Source organism: Methylobacterium sp. ME121 (assembly GCF_000974725.1).
Taxonomy (GTDB): domain Bacteria; phylum Pseudomonadota; class Alphaproteobacteria; order Rhizobiales; family Beijerinckiaceae; genus Methylobacterium; species Methylobacterium radiotolerans.
The window spans coordinates 65,451-83,404 of the sequence record NZ_BBUX01000016.1 but is presented as its reverse complement, the minus strand read 5'-3'; the positions used below and the strand labels follow the sequence as shown (position 1 = coordinate 83,404).

General features: G+C 71.1%; 18 protein-coding genes and 1 pseudogene. 5 read left to right on the top strand and 14 right to left on the bottom strand.

Annotated features, from left to right (window positions below):
• The first annotated feature begins 985 nt into the window (after positions 1 to 985).
• Positions 986 to 1,210: a hypothetical protein gene (locus ME121_RS13215; RefSeq protein ID WP_012329946.1), complete on the top strand. Its 225-nt coding sequence runs from the start codon at positions 986 to 988 to the stop codon at positions 1,208 to 1,210.
• Positions 1,207 to 1,431: a hypothetical protein gene (locus tag ME121_RS13210; RefSeq protein ID WP_266280480.1), complete on the top strand. Its 225-nt coding sequence runs from the start codon at positions 1,207 to 1,209 to the stop codon at positions 1,429 to 1,431. Before ME121_RS13215 ends, ME121_RS13210 begins: the two co-directional genes overlap by 4 nt.
• Before the next feature lie 72 nt (positions 1,432 to 1,503).
• Here the strand turns inward: ME121_RS13210 and ME121_RS33605 are convergent, their stop codons facing one another.
• Entirely contained in the window at positions 1,504 to 1,905 is a 402-nt protein-coding gene (locus ME121_RS33605) for a hypothetical protein (protein ID WP_206406777.1), read from the bottom strand.
• On the opposite strand from ME121_RS33605, the gene ME121_RS13200 reads away from it, so the two are divergent.
• Positions 1,898 to 2,314 (top strand): YetF domain-containing protein, encoded by a 417-nt coding sequence (locus ME121_RS13200; protein WP_206406776.1) that lies wholly within the window; start codon positions 1,898 to 1,900, stop codon positions 2,312 to 2,314. The two genes, ME121_RS33605 and ME121_RS13200, sit on opposite strands and share 8 nt — an antisense overlap.
• A 7-nt stretch (positions 2,315 to 2,321) precedes the next feature.
• Here ME121_RS13200 and ME121_RS13195 read toward each other — a convergent pair whose 3' ends face one another.
• From ME121_RS13195 to ME121_RS13145, 11 genes and pseudogenes are all read right to left on the bottom strand, one after another.
• Entirely contained in the window at positions 2,322 to 2,618 is a 297-nt protein-coding gene (locus tag ME121_RS13195) for a cytochrome C oxidase subunit IV family protein (protein ID WP_059408973.1), read from the bottom strand.
• The gene (locus ME121_RS13190) at positions 2,615 to 3,292 is read right to left on the bottom strand and encodes a cytochrome c oxidase subunit 3 (RefSeq protein ID WP_024827451.1); all 678 of its coding nucleotides are present in this window, start codon (positions 3,290 to 3,292) and stop codon (positions 2,615 to 2,617) included. The genes ME121_RS13195 and ME121_RS13190 overlap by 4 nt, the downstream gene beginning before the upstream one ends.
• Positions 3,289 to 4,986, bottom strand: coding sequence for a cytochrome c oxidase subunit I (ctaD, locus tag ME121_RS13185; RefSeq protein ID WP_053621553.1), 1,698 nt, complete (start codon positions 4,984 to 4,986; stop codon positions 3,289 to 3,291). The genes ME121_RS13190 and ctaD overlap by 4 nt, the downstream gene beginning before the upstream one ends.
• 28 nt (positions 4,987 to 5,014) lie before the next feature.
• A complete protein-coding gene (gene coxB, locus ME121_RS13180; RefSeq protein ID WP_043074979.1) occupies positions 5,015 to 6,097 on the bottom strand; it encodes a cytochrome c oxidase subunit II in 1,083 nt (360 codons plus the stop codon).
• A complete protein-coding gene (locus tag ME121_RS13175) occupies positions 6,094 to 6,651 on the bottom strand; it encodes a hypothetical protein (RefSeq protein WP_059408972.1) in 558 nt (185 codons plus the stop codon). The genes coxB and ME121_RS13175 overlap by 4 nt, the downstream gene beginning before the upstream one ends.
• Positions 6,644 to 7,609: a hypothetical protein gene (locus ME121_RS13170; protein WP_059408971.1), complete on the bottom strand. Its 966-nt coding sequence runs from the start codon at positions 7,607 to 7,609 to the stop codon at positions 6,644 to 6,646. Before ME121_RS13170 ends, ME121_RS13175 begins: the two co-directional genes overlap by 8 nt.
• A pseudogene (locus tag ME121_RS13165) lies at positions 7,606 to 8,134 on the bottom strand (c-type cytochrome). Before ME121_RS13165 ends, ME121_RS13170 begins: the two are co-directional and overlap by 4 nt.
• Positions 8,131 to 8,658 carry a DUF3341 domain-containing protein gene (locus ME121_RS13160; protein WP_043074977.1) on the bottom strand — a complete coding sequence of 176 codons (528 nt, stop codon included), beginning with the start codon at positions 8,656 to 8,658 and terminating at the stop codon, positions 8,131 to 8,133. Before ME121_RS13160 ends, ME121_RS13165 begins: the two are co-directional and overlap by 4 nt.
• The gene (nrfD, locus tag ME121_RS13155) at positions 8,655 to 10,013 is read right to left on the bottom strand and encodes an NrfD/PsrC family molybdoenzyme membrane anchor subunit (protein ID WP_053621551.1); all 1,359 of its coding nucleotides are present in this window, start codon (positions 10,011 to 10,013) and stop codon (positions 8,655 to 8,657) included. The genes ME121_RS13160 and nrfD overlap by 4 nt, the downstream gene beginning before the upstream one ends.
• Positions 10,010 to 12,805 (bottom strand): 4Fe-4S dicluster domain-containing protein, encoded by a 2,796-nt coding sequence (locus tag ME121_RS13150; RefSeq protein ID WP_059408970.1) that lies wholly within the window; start codon positions 12,803 to 12,805, stop codon positions 10,010 to 10,012. Before ME121_RS13150 ends, nrfD begins: the two co-directional genes overlap by 4 nt.
• Entirely contained in the window at positions 12,793 to 13,452 is a 660-nt protein-coding gene (locus tag ME121_RS13145; protein WP_024827459.1) for a cytochrome c3 family protein, read from the bottom strand. The genes ME121_RS13150 and ME121_RS13145 overlap by 13 nt, the downstream gene beginning before the upstream one ends.
• 298 nt (positions 13,453 to 13,750) lie before the next feature.
• Between ME121_RS13145 and ME121_RS13140 the strand changes: the two genes are divergently transcribed.
• Positions 13,751 to 14,695 carry an SMP-30/gluconolactonase/LRE family protein gene (locus ME121_RS13140; protein ID WP_083743807.1) on the top strand — a complete coding sequence of 315 codons (945 nt, stop codon included), beginning with the start codon at positions 13,751 to 13,753 and terminating at the stop codon, positions 14,693 to 14,695.
• A 196-nt stretch (positions 14,696 to 14,891) separates the two neighbouring features.
• Complete coding sequence (locus tag ME121_RS13135) at positions 14,892 to 16,682, top strand: thiamine pyrophosphate-requiring protein (protein ID WP_012329930.1); 1,791 nt, start codon at positions 14,892 to 14,894, stop codon at positions 16,680 to 16,682.
• Between the two features lie 104 nt (positions 16,683 to 16,786).
• Here ME121_RS13135 and ME121_RS13130 read toward each other — a convergent pair whose 3' ends face one another.
• Together ME121_RS13130 and ME121_RS13125 are read right to left on the bottom strand one after the other, a co-directional pair.
• Entirely contained in the window at positions 16,787 to 17,452 is a 666-nt protein-coding gene (locus ME121_RS13130; RefSeq protein WP_059408969.1) for a dihydrofolate reductase family protein, read from the bottom strand.
• On the bottom strand, positions 17,445 to 17,945 hold the full coding sequence (locus tag ME121_RS13125) for a VOC family protein (RefSeq protein ID WP_029357825.1): 501 nt from the start codon (positions 17,943 to 17,945) through the stop codon (positions 17,445 to 17,447). The genes ME121_RS13130 and ME121_RS13125 overlap by 8 nt, the downstream gene beginning before the upstream one ends.
• Positions 17,946 to 17,954 lie beyond the last annotated feature (9 nt).

The following is a 17,954-nucleotide window of genomic DNA, read 5'->3' as shown; positions in this document are numbered from 1 at the left end:
ATGCGTTGATGGTGGGGAGCGTTACCAGCGTCGGCGGGGCTGGGAACACCGCGCCGACGACCAGCGGTGCTTCGAAGACGACCAAAGTCGGTCAGATTGAGGGGGCGGCGCCTGATGGTTGGCACCTCCCCTCGGCGTCCGAGGCGGGTGGCTGTCTGCCCGTCCGCTTCTGGTCGATCGAGACACCGAAGCTGACACAGCCGCGGTGGTCGCTCGCGCCGCTCCTCGTCTCCTTGAATGCCCCCCTCACCGGCTGCCCACCGAGGCTGTATCCATCCGATAGTCCTTGGCTATCTGCCGATGTCGCCTCCGAACGGTTGAGCGATCCGTTCCGGACGGCAGAAGCGCCTCAAGCGCTGTCTCACCTGAGCCTACCCCGAGCAGGGAGATCGCGCTGTGTCAGCTGTATCGTAAAGGCCAATCCGAAGATGGATCACTCCGGCGATGCCCTTGAGATGCACCGTGACCGTCTCGATCATCCAGGAAGAGGGCGCGGCGGCTGCGCGAGTGCCTCGCGTCCAGTCGCTATCGCAGCCTCAGCGCGGTCACCGCATGGGCGTGCCGGCTGTGACCGAGGCGACACGCGGTCCGACACGGGCGCCGGTTCGATCGCTCCGGCGCTTCCCGGAGTTCGTGTTCCTCACGGATCTTGAGATTGCCGATGTTCGGGGTTCGGCTGAGAAGCCGGTCGGAGTGCCGCGCGCGGCCGTCATCTGCGCGCGGGCCGTGGAGCCGACCTGCGTCTCCATCTTTGATCGAGGGCTGGGCCTCAGCCTCCGTCGACCTGGACGATGGCGAATGCCAGATCGTTGGAACGCATCCCCCCGGCGCTCTAACGGGTGCGCCGAGTGTGAGCCTGATGGAGACCGCCGCGAATGACGCGACCAGAAATCCCCGCTCGGCTCGAGGAACGGTTTTGCCAGCTTGACCGTAACTGGACCAATCGATCGCGATAGCGCGGCGAGAAGATCTAGGCGGTCCAGGCATGAAGCGCGCTCCATTCCGCATCACGATCTGCATCAACGGCGACCGGCGCATCCTCCTCGCGACGACTGAGCGAGAGGCTGCGCTCAAGGCCGAATCCGTTCTTCGACGCTATGACACGTCCCCCGGCGGTGCGGGCTTCGTCATCGAAGCGTCGGACTTTCAGGCTCGCGCGCGCCTAGCGGCCTATCTGGCCGACGTCGCCCTCGAGACGGAAGCCGCGTGATCGGCCTCAGGATGACGGCGTCGAACAACGAGGTCCCGTTCGTACTGGGAGCCGCGGGCGTGAGGTCAGTCGAGATCATCGACGGCGGCGACACGCTGGCGGTTCGATTGCGCTCGCCCGACGACAGTGAGTTCTGCGTCCTGCTGCCGATCGGCGTCGTAGGCGACCTCCTGTTCCAGATCGCGGATGTGGTGAGCCGCAGCCATGACCCACGCTCGTGACCGAAAGAATACCCGCGTAGACGAAAGCGATGACCCAGTGCTCGACGCGGTCGCGGTCCTTCAGTGTCACGGCTACACGGTTGAACCGGATGACGACTTCGCCCGCTGGCGGATCGATGGCGGTGACTGGATCACGCTGAGCGCCCTGCTCGCGATGGCTTTGCGATTGGGTTTGAGGGACGGGCCGGGACGAGCACAGTAACCCTTGCCGGAGAAGGCGCGATACTGACCGCTTTCGGCAAGCGCCGATGGCATTCCGCCCGATCGGATCGGCTCGCGTGCGGACGGAGTGCCTCGGGTCGATTTCAGGTGACCTATTTCCAGGCCGCGCCTGCGGCCCGTGGGATCCCGCGGCAGCGCGGTTGCGCTGTCGGAGGGTTCGGGCACCCAGAGGTCACCGCGATGTTCCTCGACACCCTCTTCGGCACCGGCCGCGACCTGACCCTCTGGCAGGAATGTGCGCGCCGTGCTCATCTTCGCTTACGGGCTGCTGCTGATGCGGCTCTCGGGCCGGAGGACCTTCGGCAAGTGGTCGGCGCTCGATATCGTCGTGTCGATCATGCTCGGCTCCTCCCTCAGCTGGGCCTTGACTGGAAGCGCGCCGCTGTTCGGCACGATGGCGGCGAGCACGATCCTCGTACTGCTCCACTGGCTGCTGGCGCAGGGCGCGACGCGGTCCTCGCGTCTGGCGCGGCTCGTCGAGGGTGCGGCGATCGATCTGAGCCGCGGCGGACGGCTCGACGAAGCCGCCCGGCTGCGCCAGTCGGTGAGCGCGGCGGATCTCGCGGAAGCGCTGCGTCAGGCGGGGATCGACAGCGTCGGCGAGACCGCCCGGATCACCCTGGAGCCCAGCGGCAAGATCACGGTGAAGCGGGCGGGCTGAGCCGGCGTCAGGTCCGCGCGAGGCGGCTCAGCACGTCGGCCAGGGTCAGCGTGAACAGGATCGCCGACCAGAACAGGCCGCAGGCGGCCGTCAGGCGGATCAGGGCCGCGGCCCGGACGAGGCGCATGAACAGGAGGGCCACGAGACCGGCCTGCGTGGCGGCGAGGGCGAAGCTCACCGCCGGGTTCCAGGCGCCCAGCGGCGCGTAGGCGAGCGCGCAGCCGACCGCCAGCAGCGCCATCAGGCCGAGCCAGACCGGCAGCACGCGGCGCCAGATCGCGCCCGCGGAGACGGGGGCGCTCATCCCGCGCGCCCCACAAGGTAGAGGGCCGGGTAGAGGAACAGCCAGACCATGTCGACGAACCCCCAGTAGAGCGTCGCGACCTCGACCTGCGGGCTTCCGGGCAGGCGCCCGGGGTCCCGCCAGCCGATCCGGACCAGCCGCGCGACGAGGCCGACGCCGATCATCAGGTGGAGGCCGTGAATGCCGGTCGACAGCCAGTAGAAGCCGAAGAACAGCTGCGTGGCGGGCTCCTCGAGCTTGAAGGCCGCTCCCGGCACGAGGTGCTCGGCGATGTCCTCGCGATACTCCAAACCCTTCACGGCCAGGAAGGCGAGGCCGAGGAGCGCGGTCGCCGCGAGGCACCACAGCGTCAGGCGGCGCAGGGACGGGTGGTCGGAGGCGCGCGAGGCGACGGCGGCGGTCAGCCCGCTGGTCAGAAGGATCGCGGTGTTGAGGGTGCCGTAGACGATGTTCGTCTCCCGGGCCGCCTGCGCGAAGGCCTCGGCGTGCTCCAGCCGCACGGCGGCGTAGAACAGGAACAGGGCCCCGAAGAACAGCACCTCGCTGGCGATGAAGATCCAGATGCCGAAGGTTGCGCCGAAGCGCTGGGCGGACAGCGCCGCGTCCTCGGGGAGCTTCAGCCCGTCCCACGGTTCGCGGAGCAGGGCGTCGGGGGCGACGGCGGGATCGCTCATGTCAGCGAGCCCTGCGAGGGGACGCGCGGCTGGTCCTGGAGGGGGACCGCGCCCTCCGGGTGGTAGTTGTAGGGCTTGCCGAGCACGGCCGGTCGACCCACGAAGTTGTCCCGCGGCGGCGGCGAGGTGGTGCGCCACTCGAGGCCCGCGGCGTTCCACGGATCGTTCACCGCCCGCGCGCCGAAGAACAGCGACCACGTCAGATAGCCGAGCGGCATCAGGTAGGCCGCCGCCAGCACCGCCGCGCCGGAGGAGGAGAGCACGTTCCAGACCTGGAATTCCGGCGGGTAGACGTGGTAGCGCCGCGGCATGCCGAGGTAGCCCGCGATGAATTGCGGGAAGAAGGTCAGGTTGAAGCCGAAGAACATCAGCACGGCCGCGAACTTCGCCCAGGTCTCCGGATACATTCGACCGGTGAATTTCGGCCACCAGAAGTGCAGCCCGGCGAAGTAGGCGGAGACGGTCGCGCCGACCATGATGTAGTGGAAGTGCGCCACGACGAAATACGTGTCCTGCACGTGCACGTCGATCGGGATCGAGGCGAGGAACAGCCCCGTCAGGCCGCCCACCGTGAACAGGCCGATGTAGCCCAGCACGTAGAGCATCGGCGACTCGAACCCGACTTGCCCGCGATAGAGGGTGGCGGTCCAGTTGAACACCTTGATCGCCGAGGGCACGGCGACCACGAAGGACAGGAACGAGAAGATCAGGGCCGCGTAGGGCGACATGCCCGAGGTGAACATGTGGTGGCCCCAGGTGAAGAAGCCGATCACCGCGATGGCCACGAGCGCGTAGACCATGAACTCGTAGCCGAAGATCCGCCGCCGCGCGAAGCAGGTGATCACCTCCGAGACGATACCCATGCCCGGCAGGAGCATGATGTAGACGGCCGGGTGCGAGTAGAACCAGAACAGGTGCTGGAACAGGATCGGGTCGCCGCCCTTCGCGGGGTCGAAGATCGGCAGCCCGAGGCTGCGCTCGGCCACGACGAGGAGCAGCGTCAGGGCCAGCACGGGGGTGGCGAGCACGAAGATCAGGCTCGTCGTGTACATGGCCCAGACGAAGAGCGGCAGACGGAACCACGTCATCCCCGGCGCCCGCAGCAGGTGCGTGGTCGCGATGAAGTTCACCCCCGTGGCGATGGTCGAGAAGCCGGAGACGAACACGCCGAGCACGCCCACCGTGACGGCGGTATTGGAGAAGGTGGTGGAATAGGGGACGTAGAAGGTCCAGCCGGTGTCGATGCCGCCCGCCACGACGGCGGCGGCGGTGATCAGCCCGCCGACGACGTTGAGGTACCAGCTCGCGAGGTTGAGCTTCGGGAAGGCGAGGTCCCGCGCGCCGATCATCAGGGGCAGCAGGAAGTTGCCGAACGTGGTGGGGATCGACGGGATCAGGAAGAACCACACCATGATCACGCCGTGGAGCGTGAACAGCTTGTTGTAGGTGTCGGCGCCGACGAGGTCGGCCTGGGGCGTGAACAGCTCCAGCCGCACCATCGTGGCGGCCGCGCCCCCGATGAAGAAGAACAGGGTCACCGACAGCGCGTAGAGGATCGCGATGCGCTTGTGGTCGGTGGTCGTGAGCCACGATCCGAGCGTGCTCCCGGCCGCGAGGTAGCTCTCGGGCAGGCCGAGGGCCAGCTCGTCCGGGTCGGCGAGGCTGAGGGGGCTCTGCGCGACGCGGCTGCTCATGCGCGCTCTCCTGGTCGCCGGGACGGGGTCACGGCCGCACCGCCGGTCCGGCGGGGGCTGGGGTGTCGGAGACGGGGGCGCCCGGCACCATGGCGGGGCTGCGGGCGGGCGCGGTGCCGGGGACCCGCGACGACAGGGGCGGCAGGCCGGGCGTGCGGATCACCCGCGGGCCCGCGCCCAGCGAGCGGATATAGGCGGTGAGCTCCTGGATCTCCCCGTCCGACAGCAGGCCGGCGTAGCTCGGCATGACCGGCGCGTAGCCCGCCACGATGTCCCGGGCCGGCTGGAGGATCGAGTCGCGGATATAGGCCGCGTCGACCGTCGCGCGCTTGTCTCCCGCGAGCTGCACCGCCTGCCCCCAGATGCCGGCGAGGCTCGGGGCGTGGACCGACGAGCCCGGGGCGTGGCAGCCCGAGCAGCCCCGGGCCGAGAACAGGCGCTCGCCCTGGTGGGCGAGGTCGTCGCCCTCCGGCTGGGCCGAGAGCCAGGACGCGTAGTCCTGCGGCTCCATCACGATCACCCGGCCGAGCATCCGGGCGTGGTCGGTGCCGCAATATTCGGTGCACATCAGCTGGAACGTGCCGGTCTTGGTGGCCTGGAACCACGCCTCGGTCGTCTGATCGGGCACCGCGTCGCGCTTCAGCCGGAAGGCCGGGATGTAGAAGGAGTGGATCACGTCCTGCGAGGTCAGGACGAGGCGCACCGGCGCGTTCACCGGCACGTGCAGCTCGTTGATCTCGCGGGCGCCGTTGGCGCTCTGCGCCTTCCACATCCACTGCTTGCCGACGATGTGGACCTCGAGCGCGTCCTTGGGCGGCGAGAAGGCGGTGATCTCGGCCGACGCAGCCCACCAGAAGATGAAGACGAACACGAACAGCGTGGCGGCGGTCCAGCCGATCTCGAACTCGCGGGAGACCACTTCCGGCAGCGGCCCGCGGTCGGCCTTCGACCCCCGCCGGTAGCGGATCGCGAAGGTCACCACGAGGCCGACCACGAGGAGCACGATCAGCGCGGAGATGATCGTGAGGCCGATGAAGATCCGGTCGACCTTGGCGGCCTGCGTCGAGGCCGCCACCGGCATCAGCCAAGCGGGCAGGAGGGATTCCATCAGCGCTCCCCCTCGGAGGCGGCGCGCTGCGCGCTGCCGGGCTGCCCGTCGGGGGAGGGCAGGGCGCCCGAGGCGCCGCCCCGGCTGCCGAGAGGGGGCACCCGCTCGGGCTGGAGGGGCGCGGCGAAGCCGGCATCGCCCTGCGCCGCCAGGCGGGCCATCGCCGCGTCGACCGGCATGCGGGCGATGCCCTTCTCGCGGTCGATCCAGGCATAGCCCGTGAGCCGCGCCTTCTGCTCCCTCAGGAAGGCGTCGAGGTCGCGCGCCGGGGCACGCTGGAGGCGGGGCTCGGGGACATCGCGCGGCGGCCGCATCAGCGGCAGGGTCACGGTGCGGGTGTAGTAGACGCGCAGGCCCGCCAGCGTCGCGCCCACGAAGACCACGATGAACAGGCCGGTCAGCAGCACCGGGCGCAGGGCCAGGACGGGCGCCTCCGTGCCGGGGCGGGCATGGCCGACCGCGTCGTCGTGGACGCCGGTGTGGAGCTGACCCTCGGCCGGAGGCACCGGTCGGTCGCATGCTCGGTCAGGCGCTCGGTCAGCCGCTCGGTCAGACATGGCGCGGCCTCCCGGCGGCGCGGATGCGGGCGACGCGGCGGCCGACCGGCCGCGAGGCGGAGGCGAGCAGGGCGAGGCCCGGCACGGCGAAGAGGGCGGCGAGCCCCGCCTCCGCGCCGTAGGCCGGGAGCACGTACCACGCGAGGTGCAGGGCGATTCCGACCAGCACGAGGAGCCCGACGACCCGCAGGGCGGCGGCGCTCCGGCGCAGCCTCGCGAAGAGCAGGGCCGCGAAGGGGAGGATCCCGCCGAGCGCGACGGCGGCGGCGAGCACGGCGACCCAGGCCCCGGTGCCGCGCTTCAGGTACCACGCCGCCTTGGCGGGCAGGTCGCCGTACCACGCGACGATGTAGGACATCAGGCCGAGGTAGAGGACGCCGAGCAGGCTCGCGAGGATCAGCCCGGCGAGGTCCGCGGCGCGGGCCTCGTCGAGCCCCGGCGGGCTCGCGACAGCGGCCCAGGCGAGGGCCGCCAGGATCTGGTGCAGGGCGATCCCCGCCGCGAAGGCGGACGAGGTGAAATGCGGCTCGACCGAGAGGATCCAGTCCACGGCCACGAGGCTGATCGTGAGCCCGTAGAAGCTCAGGCCCAGAGCCGCGACCAGCGGCCCGCAGCGCCCGGCGAGGTAGAGGAGGGCGAGGGCCGACCAGCCGGCGAGCGCGAGCGCCGCCCGCAGGTCGAACAGGGCCGGATCGAGATAGAGCCGGGCGACGTCCGGCTTCACCCTCCCTGCCTCGGCCGCCCAGGGATAGAGGGCGGGCAGGCCGAGCGCGACGCCGAGGAAGGCTAGGCCGGCGAGCGGCACCAGGGCGGCGGCCGGGCGCAGGGCGGGGGCCAGGGCCTCGCCCCAGCGTCCGCCGGTCACGCCGTGGATCAGCATCAGGACGAGGCTGCCCACCGGCACCGCACTCCAGACGAGCCACGCGACGAGCCAGCCCCGGGCGAGGGCGTCCATCATGGCAGGTGCTCCGCGAGGCCCGGCACCGCCGCGACGCGGGCTCCCTGGGAGAGCTGCAGCGCGCGGATGTAGGCGGCGATCGCCCAGCGGTCGCGGGGCTCCACGCGGTTGGCGTAGGGGTACATCACCCCGTAGCCTCGGGTGATCACGTCCACGAAGTACCGGGCGGGCGCCGCGCGCAGGCGATCCTCCTGGTAGGAGGGCGGCGGCGGAAAGCCCCGCTGCACGACCATGCCGTCGCCCGCGCCGGTATAGCCGTGGCAGGGGGTGCAGATCGCCTCGTAGCGCTCCCGGCCCCGGGCCAGCAGGGCCGCGTCGAGATGCGGCGGCGTGGCGAGACCGTCCGCGACGGCGAGGTCACCCTGAGCCACCGTTCCGTCGGGCGGCGTCTGCGCCTCGGCGCCCCCCGGGAAAGAGCGGCGCCTTGCCGTAGACTTCGTAGCGGTTCTGCACCCGCATCGACTGGTCGTCGCAGGCCGCGAGGCACAGGGCCGGCAAGGCGGCGAGGAGGAGGGCGGTCCTCATGCCCGCAACTCGGACACGAGGACCGCGCCGGCCTCCTCCAGCCGCCGCCGCAGCGCTGCGGGCTCGGCTTTCGGCGCGACGAGGAGCAGGAAGCGGTCCTGGCTCGCCCGCTCGAACTGCGGCATGTCGTGGACCGGGTGGTTGAGCCGCGGCAGGCCGCAGGCCCAGAGCATCGCGGCGAAGCCCGCGACGGCCGCCGCCAGCACTCCGAACTCGAACGGCACCAGGGTGAAGACCGGCCACGAATGGAGCGGCCGGCCGCCGGAATTCAGCGGGTAATCCACGACCGCGCTGTACCATTGCAGCCCGTACATCGCGGCGGCCGCGCCGAACCCCGCCACGGCCATCACGAACCGCACGGGGTTGCGCGCGGGCGGGAGCGCGCCGGACAGCTCCTCCAGCGGGAAGGGCGTGTAGGCGTCCAGCGGCCGGTGGCCGTCGCCGCGCACGAGGCGCAGGGCCCGCACCAGGGCGTCGGGGGTCTCGAACTCGGCGAGGAGCGGCGCGCTGCTGGAGGCACTCATGCGGCGGCCCCCGCCTCGTGGCTGAGCTGCCGAACCTCGTGCATCGAGACCGCGGGGAAGATCCGAACCAGCACCAGGAAGCCGAGCACGAACAGACCGAGGGGCCCGAACAGGATCGCGAGGTCGTAGAGACTCGTATGGTAGGTGCGCCACAGGCTCATCGCGTGGCCGTGCGAGAGCGTGTTCCACACGATCAGGATGCGCTCGAACCACATCCCGACATTGATCACGACCGCGATCCCCGCGAGCACCCAGAGGTTGCGGCGCACGAAGGGGAACCACAGGGCCTGCGGCACGACGCAGTTGCAGACGATCAGGGCGTAGTACAGCCAGCGGTAATCACCCGCGAAGAAGTAGCGCACGACGTCCCGGTCGGGATGCTCGCCCCCGTACCAGGCGGTGAACCATTCGGTGGCGTACGACAGGGTCATCACCACGCTGGCGAAGAGCATGACCTTGCCCATGACGTCGAAATGGGCCGGCGTGATCACCGCCTGGAGGTTCAGGCCCCAGCGGACGAAGATCGCGATCATCACGACCATCGCGAAGCCCGAATACATGGCACCGACGACGAAGTAGGGTGGGAAGATGCTCTCCTGCCAGCCGGGCATGAGGCTCGCGGCGAAGTCGAGGCCGACGATCGAGTGCACCGAGCAGACCAGCGGAACGGCCAGCGCCGCCATGGTCTTGTGGAAGGTCTCGTAGACCTGCCAGTGCCGGGCGGAGTTGCGCCAGCCGAGCGCCAGGGCGCCGTAGATCACCTGGCCCCGCCGGGTCGTGGCCCGGTCGCGCATCGTCGCGAGGTCGGGCAGCAGGCCGGTGAACCAGAACAGGGCCGAGAACAGGATGTAGCTGAGGATCGCCCAGAAATCCCACACCAGCGCCGAGCGCCATTGCGGCCAGAGATCCATGGTGTTGGGGTAGGGCGCCAGCCAGTAGGCGTAGAGCGGCCGCCCGAGATGGATGATCGGGAAGATGCCGGCGATCCCGGCGGCGAACAGGGTCATCGCCTCGGCGAAGCGGTTGATCGAGGCGCGCCAGCGCTGGCGCGTGAGCAGCAGCATCGACGAGATCAGCGTCCCGGCATTGCCGATGCCGATCCACCACACGTAGTTGGCGATGGAGAAGCCCCAGACGACGGTGGTGTTCACCCCCGACAGGCCGATCCCCACGGTGAGCACCGCGCCGACGGCGCCGAGCGTCACCAGCACGAAGGGCAGGGTCGCCAGCAGGGCGTAGACCCAGAGCCGGCCCGGTCCCCGTTTCTGGATCGGGTCGGCGATCGCCGCCGAGATCGCGCCGTGGCTGAGCTGCGCCGGGGCGATCCAGCGATGGGCCTGCGGGTCGCCGCTCATGTCCGGCCCCCGAGGTCCGGGTTCGGGGCGCGGAGATCCGCGAGGTAGGTGGTGCGGGGGCGCGTGTTCAGCTCCTCCAACAGGGCGTAGTGCCGTGGATCCTGCCGCAGGCCCAGGACCGGGTCGCCGGGCCGGGCGAGGTCGCCGAAGGTGATCGCGCGGGTCGGGCAGGCGGACTGACACGCGGTGGCGACGGCCCCCATCGGCCGCCCGTCGCGCGTGGCGTCCTGGCGCGCGTTGGCAATCCGCTGGACGCAGTAGGTGCACTTCTCCATCACCCCCCGGGCGCGGACCGTGACGTTCGGGTTGCGCTGCGCCTTGACGCTCTCGGCGCCCATGGTCGCGTAGGGCTGGCCGTCGGCGTAGCCGAAGAAATTGAAGCGCCGGACCTTGTAGGGGCAGTTCGCCTCGCAGAAGCGCGTCCCGACACAGCGGTTGTAGACTTGGAGGTTCAACCCCTCGCCGTCATGGACCGAGGCCGCCACCGGGCAGACCGGCTCGCAGGGCGCGTGCTCGCAATGCATGCACGGCACCGGCTGAAAGCCGGCATTCACCGCCTCGGGCGTCCCGGAATCGTAGAGGTCGACCCTCAGCCAGTGCATCATCCGGCCCCGGGCGATCTCCTCCGGCCCGACGACGGGCACGTTGTTCTCGGACTGGCAGGCGACGACGCAGGCGTTGCAGCCGATGCAGGCGTGGGTGTCGATCACCATCGCCCAGGCATGGCCGTCCGCGTCGCCTGTCCAGGGGGTGAGCAGGGTCGGCCGGTCGTCGCCGATGCCCTCGGGCTCTGTGTCCTTCAGGTCCGCCAGCGCGATCTGGCGGAAGAGCTTCCGGGTCTCGCCCTCGATCTGCGTGTAATTCTGGGTGCGCAGCACCTCGCCCGGGCGGTCGAGCTGTTCGACGCTGACGCCCGCCAGCAGGCGCGGCGACGCCGCCGTGGCGAGGCGGTAGCCGTCCGTGCCGATGCCGTTGCCGATCGCTCCGGCGCGGGGGCGCCCGTAGCCGAGCGTCAGGGCGCCGGCCCCCTCGGCGACGCCGGATTCGACCGCGACCAGCGCCTCGATGGTCCGGCCGTCCATCCCGAGGCGCACCACGTCGCCGGCCGCGAGACCGCGACGGGCGGCCTCCGCCGCCGAGAGGGCGAGCGCGTTGCCCCAGACCTGCTTCGAGACCGGCTTCGGGCATTCCTGCAGCCACGCATTGTTGGCGTAGCGGCCGTCGTAGAGGCAGGGATCCGCTCGCAATTCGACTGCGAGGCCGGTGACGGGCCGGCGCGCCGGCAGGGTCGGGAGCCGCGCCGCGCCGGGGGCGACCGACAGGGCCGCGCTGGCGGGGATCACGCCGTCGTGCAGGGCCCGGCGCCACCAGCCCTCGAAATCGTCCCCGCCCCGGTCGCGCCACGTCGCGCGCACGAGGTCGTAGCCGGCGGTGGCGGGTTCTCCGGCGAGGAGCGCCAGGATCTCGTGGACCGAGCGCCCGCCGTAGAGGGGCCGCACCAGCGGCTGGACGAGGCTCGCCGTGCCGTCCGGCGCGCGCAGGTCCGACCAGCTCTCGAGCTCGTGCGCCAGCGGCAGGTGCCAGTGTGTGACGCCGGCGGTCTCGTCGCCGTGTGTCCCGGCATGGACCGAGAAGCCGGCCCGGCCGATCCGCTCGGCCAGGGCGAGGTCGGCGGGCGCCGTGTGGACCGGGTTGCAGCCGAGGATCGCGAGGCAGGTGACCGCGCCCCGATCGAGATCCGCCGCCAGGGCGGCGAGATCGGCGGGCGCCGCCTCCTCCGGCGGCAGATAGGCGACGGGTGCCTCGAGCCGCCCGTTGATCCAGTGGCCGAGGGCGTGAAGCTCCGGCGCGAGGGCGCCGCCCACGAGGACCAGGGCGCGGCCCTCCGCCCGCGTCAGGTCCGCCGCCACCGCGTCGGCGAACCGCGCCGTCTCCGGCGGCAGATCGGGCACGGGGAGCCCCGCGCCCAGCCCGTTGGCGATCGCGGCGAGCAATCCTCCCGCGTCGCGGGGCGACAGGGCGTGGCGGGCATCGGCCTTGATGCCGCTCTGGGTCAGCGCGGTCTCGGCCACGTAGAGCCGCCCGAACCGCGCCGGATCCCGGCGGCGCTCCATGAAGGCGCGGCTGAAGCGGATCTGGTCCGGCCCGGGCCCGAGCGGGTCGGCGCCGACGCAGAGGATCGTCTCGGCCCGGCCGGGATCGGACAGCGTCCGGTAGCGGCGGCCGAACGCGAGATCGGCGCCGCGCAGGGCCGCCGTGTCGTCCAGGGGCTCGTGGACGTGCCAGCGCGCCTCCGGCAGCGCCGCCAGCAGGGCCGCGATCTGGCGGGCCAGGGTCGGCGAGGTGACGCGTCCGGTGAGCAGGCGCAGCCCCCTGCCATTCTCCCGGCGCGCCTGCGCCAGGGGCGCGGCCAGGGCCCGCTCGGCCATGTCCCACGAGGCGATGCCGGTCTCCCGCTCGGTCACGGTGCGGGAGCGGTCGGGATCGTAGAGGTCGAGGATCGCGGCTTCCGCGAAGACGTCGGTGGCGCCGAGGCTGGCGGGATGGAGCGGGTTGCCCTCGATCTTGATCGGCCGCCCGTCCACCGCGATGGCGTGAACGCCCCGCGCCCAGCCGCCGAGGGAGAGCGCGGTGGCGTAGCGGACCGGCACGCCCGGCAGCAGCCGCTCCGGCTGGACCACGTAGGGCACCAGCTCCTCGGAGGGTTTCGCGCAGGCGCCGAGCCCCGCCGCGATGCCGGCGGAGAGCAGGCCCAGGGCCGTGCGGCGGGTCGGCGGGGTCAGCGGTGGCATATGGAGCACTCGCTGAGCCGGTCCGGCGACTTGACGTGATAGGCCTCGGCGAGCCGCGCCCCCGCGGCCTTCTGATCGGGCGGCGGCGTCCACGTCACGTCGAACACCGCCTCGCGGGGGCGCAGGTTGGGGCCCGGGTTCCGGTGGCAGTCGAGGCACCAGCCCATGGTGAGCGGTGCCACCTGCCGCACGAGCTTCATGGTCTGGATCGGCCCGTGGCAGGTGGTGCAGCCGACGCCCTTCGCCACATGCACCGCGTGGTTGAAGTAGACGTAGTGCGGCAGGGTGTGGACCTTGCGCCATTCGAGGGGGCGCCCCTCGGCGAGGCTGGTGCGCACGGGGGCGAGCATCGGCGCGTTGGTCCAGATCTGCGAGTGGCAGCTCATGCAGGTCTCGGTCGGCGGGATGCCCGGGAAGGCGGCCTTCTCCACGGAGGTGTGGCAGTAGCGGCAATCGATCCCGAGGCCGCCCACGTGGTGTTCGTGGCTGAACGGCACCGGCTGCTCGCGGGTCACGTCCTGCTGGGTGGCGTAGGGCGAGCGCCAGTAGGCGTAGGCGAGGCCCACCCCGAAGACCGGCGCGGCGGCGAGGGACACGAGGACCAAGCGGGCGACGGCGTCGGCGCCCGGTCGGAAGATCTGCACCATTCCGCGCGTCCGCCTCCGCGAGACATCGGATCCGTCGGTCGGTCGAGGTCTAGGGGAGGCCGGCGGGCCTGGCCTCGATCTATGTTTGTCTCGTCGGAGAACGCGGGCTCGATCTCGGGCGGCAGGCGTTCGGGCGAGACGGGCTCGGCTGGGTCGACGCGCGCAGAGGCCGCCTCCGGTCGGACCGATCGGTCGGGTCCGCCGACACCCGGGTCGAGCGAACGACATCTGACGAAGGCGATTGTTTCCTCGAGGGCCGCCGAGATCCGGTCCCCGACAGGCCATTCGCCGGAGTGTCATGAACGCCGAAGCCGCATCGAACCTCCTGCGTCGACCCGGCCCGCCCGCGCCCGTGCCGCACGTCGATCCCCCGCGGGCCTCCGATCCGCGCTTCTCTGCGGTGGTGCCCCACCACGCCCGCCTCGTCTCGCTCTACGATCAGGCGACGTTCAGCGAGGGCCCGACGTGGTGGCCCGCGCGGGACATCCTGGTCTGGTCGGACATCGAGGGCCGCCGGGTGCTGGGCTGGCATCCGGACGGCTGCGTCCGCGTGGTGATCGACGCCACGCCGTTCATCAACGGCAACACCGTCGATGGGGACGGCAACCTGATCCATTGCGAGCACGGCAACCGCCGCCTGTCGCGCACCACGCCCGACGGGCGCACCACGCCGTTGGTCGAGACCTACGCGGGCCGCCGCTTCAACGCCCCGAACGACGTGGCCTGCGCCGCCGACGGCGCCCTGTGGTTCAGCGATCCCGCCTACGGCCTGCGGCAGCCCAAACAGGGCGTGCTGGACGAGTCGGAACTCGGCCATCACAGCGTCTACCGCTTCGACCCCGCCGACGGCAGCCTGCGGCGCATGGTCGACCTCGGCCAGCCGAACGGGCTCGCCTTCTCGCCGGACGGCCGCATCCTCTACGTCAGCGACACCTCGCGCACGGAGGGCGGGGACGGGCACACGATCTACGCCTATCCCCTGCGGCCCGACGGAGACCTCGGCGAGCGGCGCGTCCTCGCCCAGGTCGAGCCCGGCGTGCCGGACGGGCTCCGCGTCGATCGCCGCGGCTGGGTCTGGACGAGTTCGGGGGCCGGGGTGCAGGTCTTCTCGGCCGAGGGCCATCGTCTCGGACTGATCCCGACGCCGCAGACCTGCTCGAATTGCTGTTTCGGCCCGGACGAGCGGCGCCTGTTCATCACCGCGAAGGAGCACCTCTACGCCATCGACCTGGCCGGCGGGTGAGGGCGCCGCGCGTCGCGGCCACCTCACGGGAACGTCAGAACGCCCGCGCATCCGGCAGGAACGCCCCCGGCGACCGCCGGTTAGCCCGTGACACAGGGCGCGACGCAGCGCGCCGAGTCAGGAATCCCGGCGCAGGTACCGAGGCGCGCGCCCCTCCGCAGGGACGCGCGGCCGCGCGGGATCGAGGAGCACCCCCATGGCCGACGCCGTCGCCGACTTCTTCTGGAAGCGCCTCGCCGAATGGGGCGTCAAGACGATCTTCGGCTACCCCGGGGACGGGATCAACGGGCTCCTCGGCGCGCTCCAGCGCAACGACCTGCCCTTCGAGTTCATCCAGGTCCGCCACGAGGAGATGGCGGCGTTCATGGCCACCGCCTACGCCAAGTTCACCGGCGAGGTCGGCGTGTGTCTCGCCACGTCCGGCCCCGGCGCGACGCACCTGCTCACCGGCATGTACGACGCCTATTCGGACCACGTCCCCCTGCTCGCCATCGCCGGCCAGCAGGCGCGCAACGTCAACGGGGCGCATTACCAGCAGGAGCTCGACCTCACGAGCGTCTACAAGGACGTCGCCGCCTACGTGCAGCAGGCGGCGAGCCCGGCCTCGGTCCGCCACATCGTCGACCGCGCCATGCGCATCGCCAAGGCCGAGCGGAAGGTCGCGGCGATCATCCTGCCCAACGACCTGCAGGACGTCCCCTACGAGGCGCCGGTGCGCAAGCACGGCAACACCTTCTCGGGCGTCGGCTACACGATGCCGCGGGTCGTGCCCTTCGACGCCGATCTGCGCCGGGCCGCCGACGTGCTCAATGCCGGCAAGAAGGTCGCGATCCTCGTGGGCGCGGGCGCGCTGCACGCCACCGACGAGGTGATCGCGGTGGCCAACAAGCTCCAGGCCGGCGTCGCCAAGGCGCTGCTCGGCAAGGCGGCGCTGCCGGACGACCTGCCCTTCGTCACCGGCACGATCGGGCTCCTCGGCTCCAAGCCCTCCTCCGACATGATGGCCGAATGCGACACGCTGCTGATGATCGGCTCGGGCTTCCCCTGGGCCGAGTTCCTGCCCGAGGAGGGGCAGGCCCGCGGCGTGCAGATCGACATTGCCCCTGAGATGCTGTCGCTGCGCTATCCGATGGAGGTGCCGCTCTGCGGCGAGTCGGCCGAGACCCTCACCGCCCTGCTGCCGCTCCTGGAGCAGAAGAAGGAAGGCGGCGCTTGGCGCGCCGGCATCGAGAAGGGCGTCGCCTCCTGGTGGAAGGAGGCCGAGGATCGGGCCATGGCCAAGGCCGACCCGGTGAACCCGCAGCGCGTCACCTGGGAGCTCTCGCCGCGCCTGCCCGAGCGGGTGATCGTCACGTCGGATTCCGGCTCCTGCGCCAACTGGTACGCCCGCGACCTGAAGATGCGTCGCGGCCAGATGTGCTCGCTCTCGGGCGGCCTCGCCTCCATGGGCGCGGCGGTGCCCTACGCCATCGCCGCCAAGGTCGCCCATCCTGACCGGCCGGTGATCGCGCTGGTCGGCGACGGCGCCATGCAGATGAACAACATGGCCGAGCTGATCACGGTGGCGAAGTACAGGCACCGCTGGTCCAACAAGACCTGGATCTGCTGCGTGTTCAACAACGAGGACCTGAATCAGGTCACCTGGGAACAGCGGGTGATGGAGGGCAACCCGAAGTTCGAGGCGAGCCAGACCATCCCGAACGTGCCCTATCACAAGTTCGCCGAACTGATCGGCCTGAAAGGCATCTACGTGGACGATCCCGCCCGGGTCGGCCCGGCCTGGGACGAGGCGCTGGCGAGCCCGGTGCCGGTGGTGCTGGAGGTCAAGACGGATCCCGAGGTGCCGCCGCTGCCGCCCTTCTTCACGCTGGACCAGGTGAAGAACTTCATGTCGATGCTCGGCAAGGGCGACCCCAAGGAGCGTCACCTGCTCGCCGACACCGCCCGGCAGGTGCTGAGCTCGGTCCTGCCCGGCGACAGGAAGTAGGGCCGGGACCCGGTTCCGATCATGCGTGGTCAGGGTCCGCCGGATCTTGGTCCGGCCGAACGGTGAGCCTCCGGATCTCACTCGGCGGCCTGCTGGGCGCCTGCCTACCAGCGACCCGCCGCCTGGCGCTGGCGGAGCGCGCGCTCGTCCGCGCTCGGGGGTTTGGTGGCGAAACTGCCGGTCCGAACCGCCCCGTCCCGCGCGAGCATCGCGACGTGGACACCCTTCGGCGAGTGGGTCTGCTCGACCAGCGTCCAGGTGCGGGCCGCCGACGGGTCGTCCGCGTACCAGCGCTTGCCGCGACCGAGCATGACCGGGAAGGTGATCAGGACCATCCGGTCGATGAGGCCCGCCGGGAGCAGCGCCGGGTAGAGCATGCTGCTGCCCTGGATGAGGAGGTCGGGCCCGTCGCTCTCCTTGATGCGGGAGATCGCCGCGACAGGATCGCCAGCGAGCCGGAAGCTGTTGTTCCAGCCGAGCGCCCCGTCGGACGCGGTCACGACATGCTTGCGGATCGCGTTGAAGGTCGCGCCGATGGGCTGATCGGCGTTGTGCGGCCAGTAGGCGGCGAAGATCTCGTAGGTCCGTCGACCGAGAAGCAGCTCGTAAGCGCCTCCGAGCAGCTTGCCCATCGGCGCGGCGAGGGATGCGTCGAAATACGGGAAGGTCCAGCCGCCGTGCGCGAAGCCGGTCTGATCCTCCTCCGGTCCGCCCGGCGCCTGGATCACCCCGTCGAGGGACTGGAAGAGGGAGCCGGTGATCTCACGCATGGGCCGAGTCTCCGCGGATGGCGGCCTCGATCCGGGCGATGTCGATCCGGCGCATGGTCATCATGGCCTCGAACGCGCGCCGGGCCGCTTCCCTGTCGGGGTGGCTGTTGGCGCGCAGGAGCGCGCGCGGGGTGATCTGCCAGGAGAAGCCCCAACGGTCCGTGCACCAGCCGCACTGGCTCTCCGCACCGCCGTGGCCCACGATGGCGTCCCAGTACCGGTCGGTCTCCGCCTGATCCTCGGTCAGCACCATGAAGCTGACCGCCTGATTGGCCCGGAAGGCGGGGCCGCCGTTCAGGCCGATGAACGGCCGGCCGAGCACCGTGAACGCGACCGTGAGTTCGTCGCCCGCGGACCCGCCGGGGAAATCCGATGGGGCGTTCATGGGGGCGCCGACATGGCTGTCGGGGAAGGTCGCGGCGTAGAATTCCGCGGCCCTGCGGGCTTCGCCGTGGTCGAACCACAGGCAGGTCGTCAGCGTGTCGCTCGCCATCGCCGCCTT

Coding starts and splice junctions, on each gene's coding strand:
- ME121_RS13215 (WP_012329946.1), top strand. CDS start 986: ATGAAGCGCGCTCCATTCCGCATCACGATCTGCATCAACGGCGACCGG.
- ME121_RS33605 (WP_206406777.1), bottom strand. CDS start 1,905: ATGAGCACGGCGCGCACATTCCTGCCAGAGGGTCAGGTCGCGGCCGGT.
- ME121_RS13195 (WP_059408973.1), bottom strand. CDS start 2,618: ATGAGCGCCCCCGTCTCCGCGGGCGCGATCTGGCGCCGCGTGCTGCCG.
- ME121_RS13190 (WP_024827451.1), bottom strand. CDS start 3,292: ATGAGCGATCCCGCCGTCGCCCCCGACGCCCTGCTCCGCGAACCGTGG.
- ctaD (WP_053621553.1), bottom strand. CDS start 4,986: ATGAGCAGCCGCGTCGCGCAGAGCCCCCTCAGCCTCGCCGACCCGGAC.
- ME121_RS13175 (WP_059408972.1), bottom strand. CDS start 6,651: ATGTCTGACCGAGCGGCTGACCGAGCGCCTGACCGAGCATGCGACCGA.
- ME121_RS13170 (WP_059408971.1), bottom strand. CDS start 7,609: ATGATGGACGCCCTCGCCCGGGGCTGGCTCGTCGCGTGGCTCGTCTGG.
- ME121_RS13160 (WP_043074977.1), bottom strand. CDS start 8,658: ATGAGTGCCTCCAGCAGCGCGCCGCTCCTCGCCGAGTTCGAGACCCCC.
- nrfD (WP_053621551.1), bottom strand. CDS start 10,013: ATGAGCGGCGACCCGCAGGCCCATCGCTGGATCGCCCCGGCGCAGCTC.
- ME121_RS13150 (WP_059408970.1), bottom strand. CDS start 12,805: ATGCCACCGCTGACCCCGCCGACCCGCCGCACGGCCCTGGGCCTGCTC.
- ME121_RS13145 (WP_024827459.1), bottom strand. CDS start 13,452: ATGGTGCAGATCTTCCGACCGGGCGCCGACGCCGTCGCCCGCTTGGTC.
- ME121_RS13140 (WP_083743807.1), top strand. CDS start 13,751: ATGAACGCCGAAGCCGCATCGAACCTCCTGCGTCGACCCGGCCCGCCC.
- ME121_RS13135 (WP_012329930.1), top strand. CDS start 14,892: ATGGCCGACGCCGTCGCCGACTTCTTCTGGAAGCGCCTCGCCGAATGG.
- ME121_RS13130 (WP_059408969.1), bottom strand. CDS start 17,452: ATGCGTGAGATCACCGGCTCCCTCTTCCAGTCCCTCGACGGGGTGATC.
- ME121_RS13125 (WP_029357825.1), bottom strand. CDS start 17,945: ATGGCGAGCGACACGCTGACGACCTGCCTGTGGTTCGACCACGGCGAA.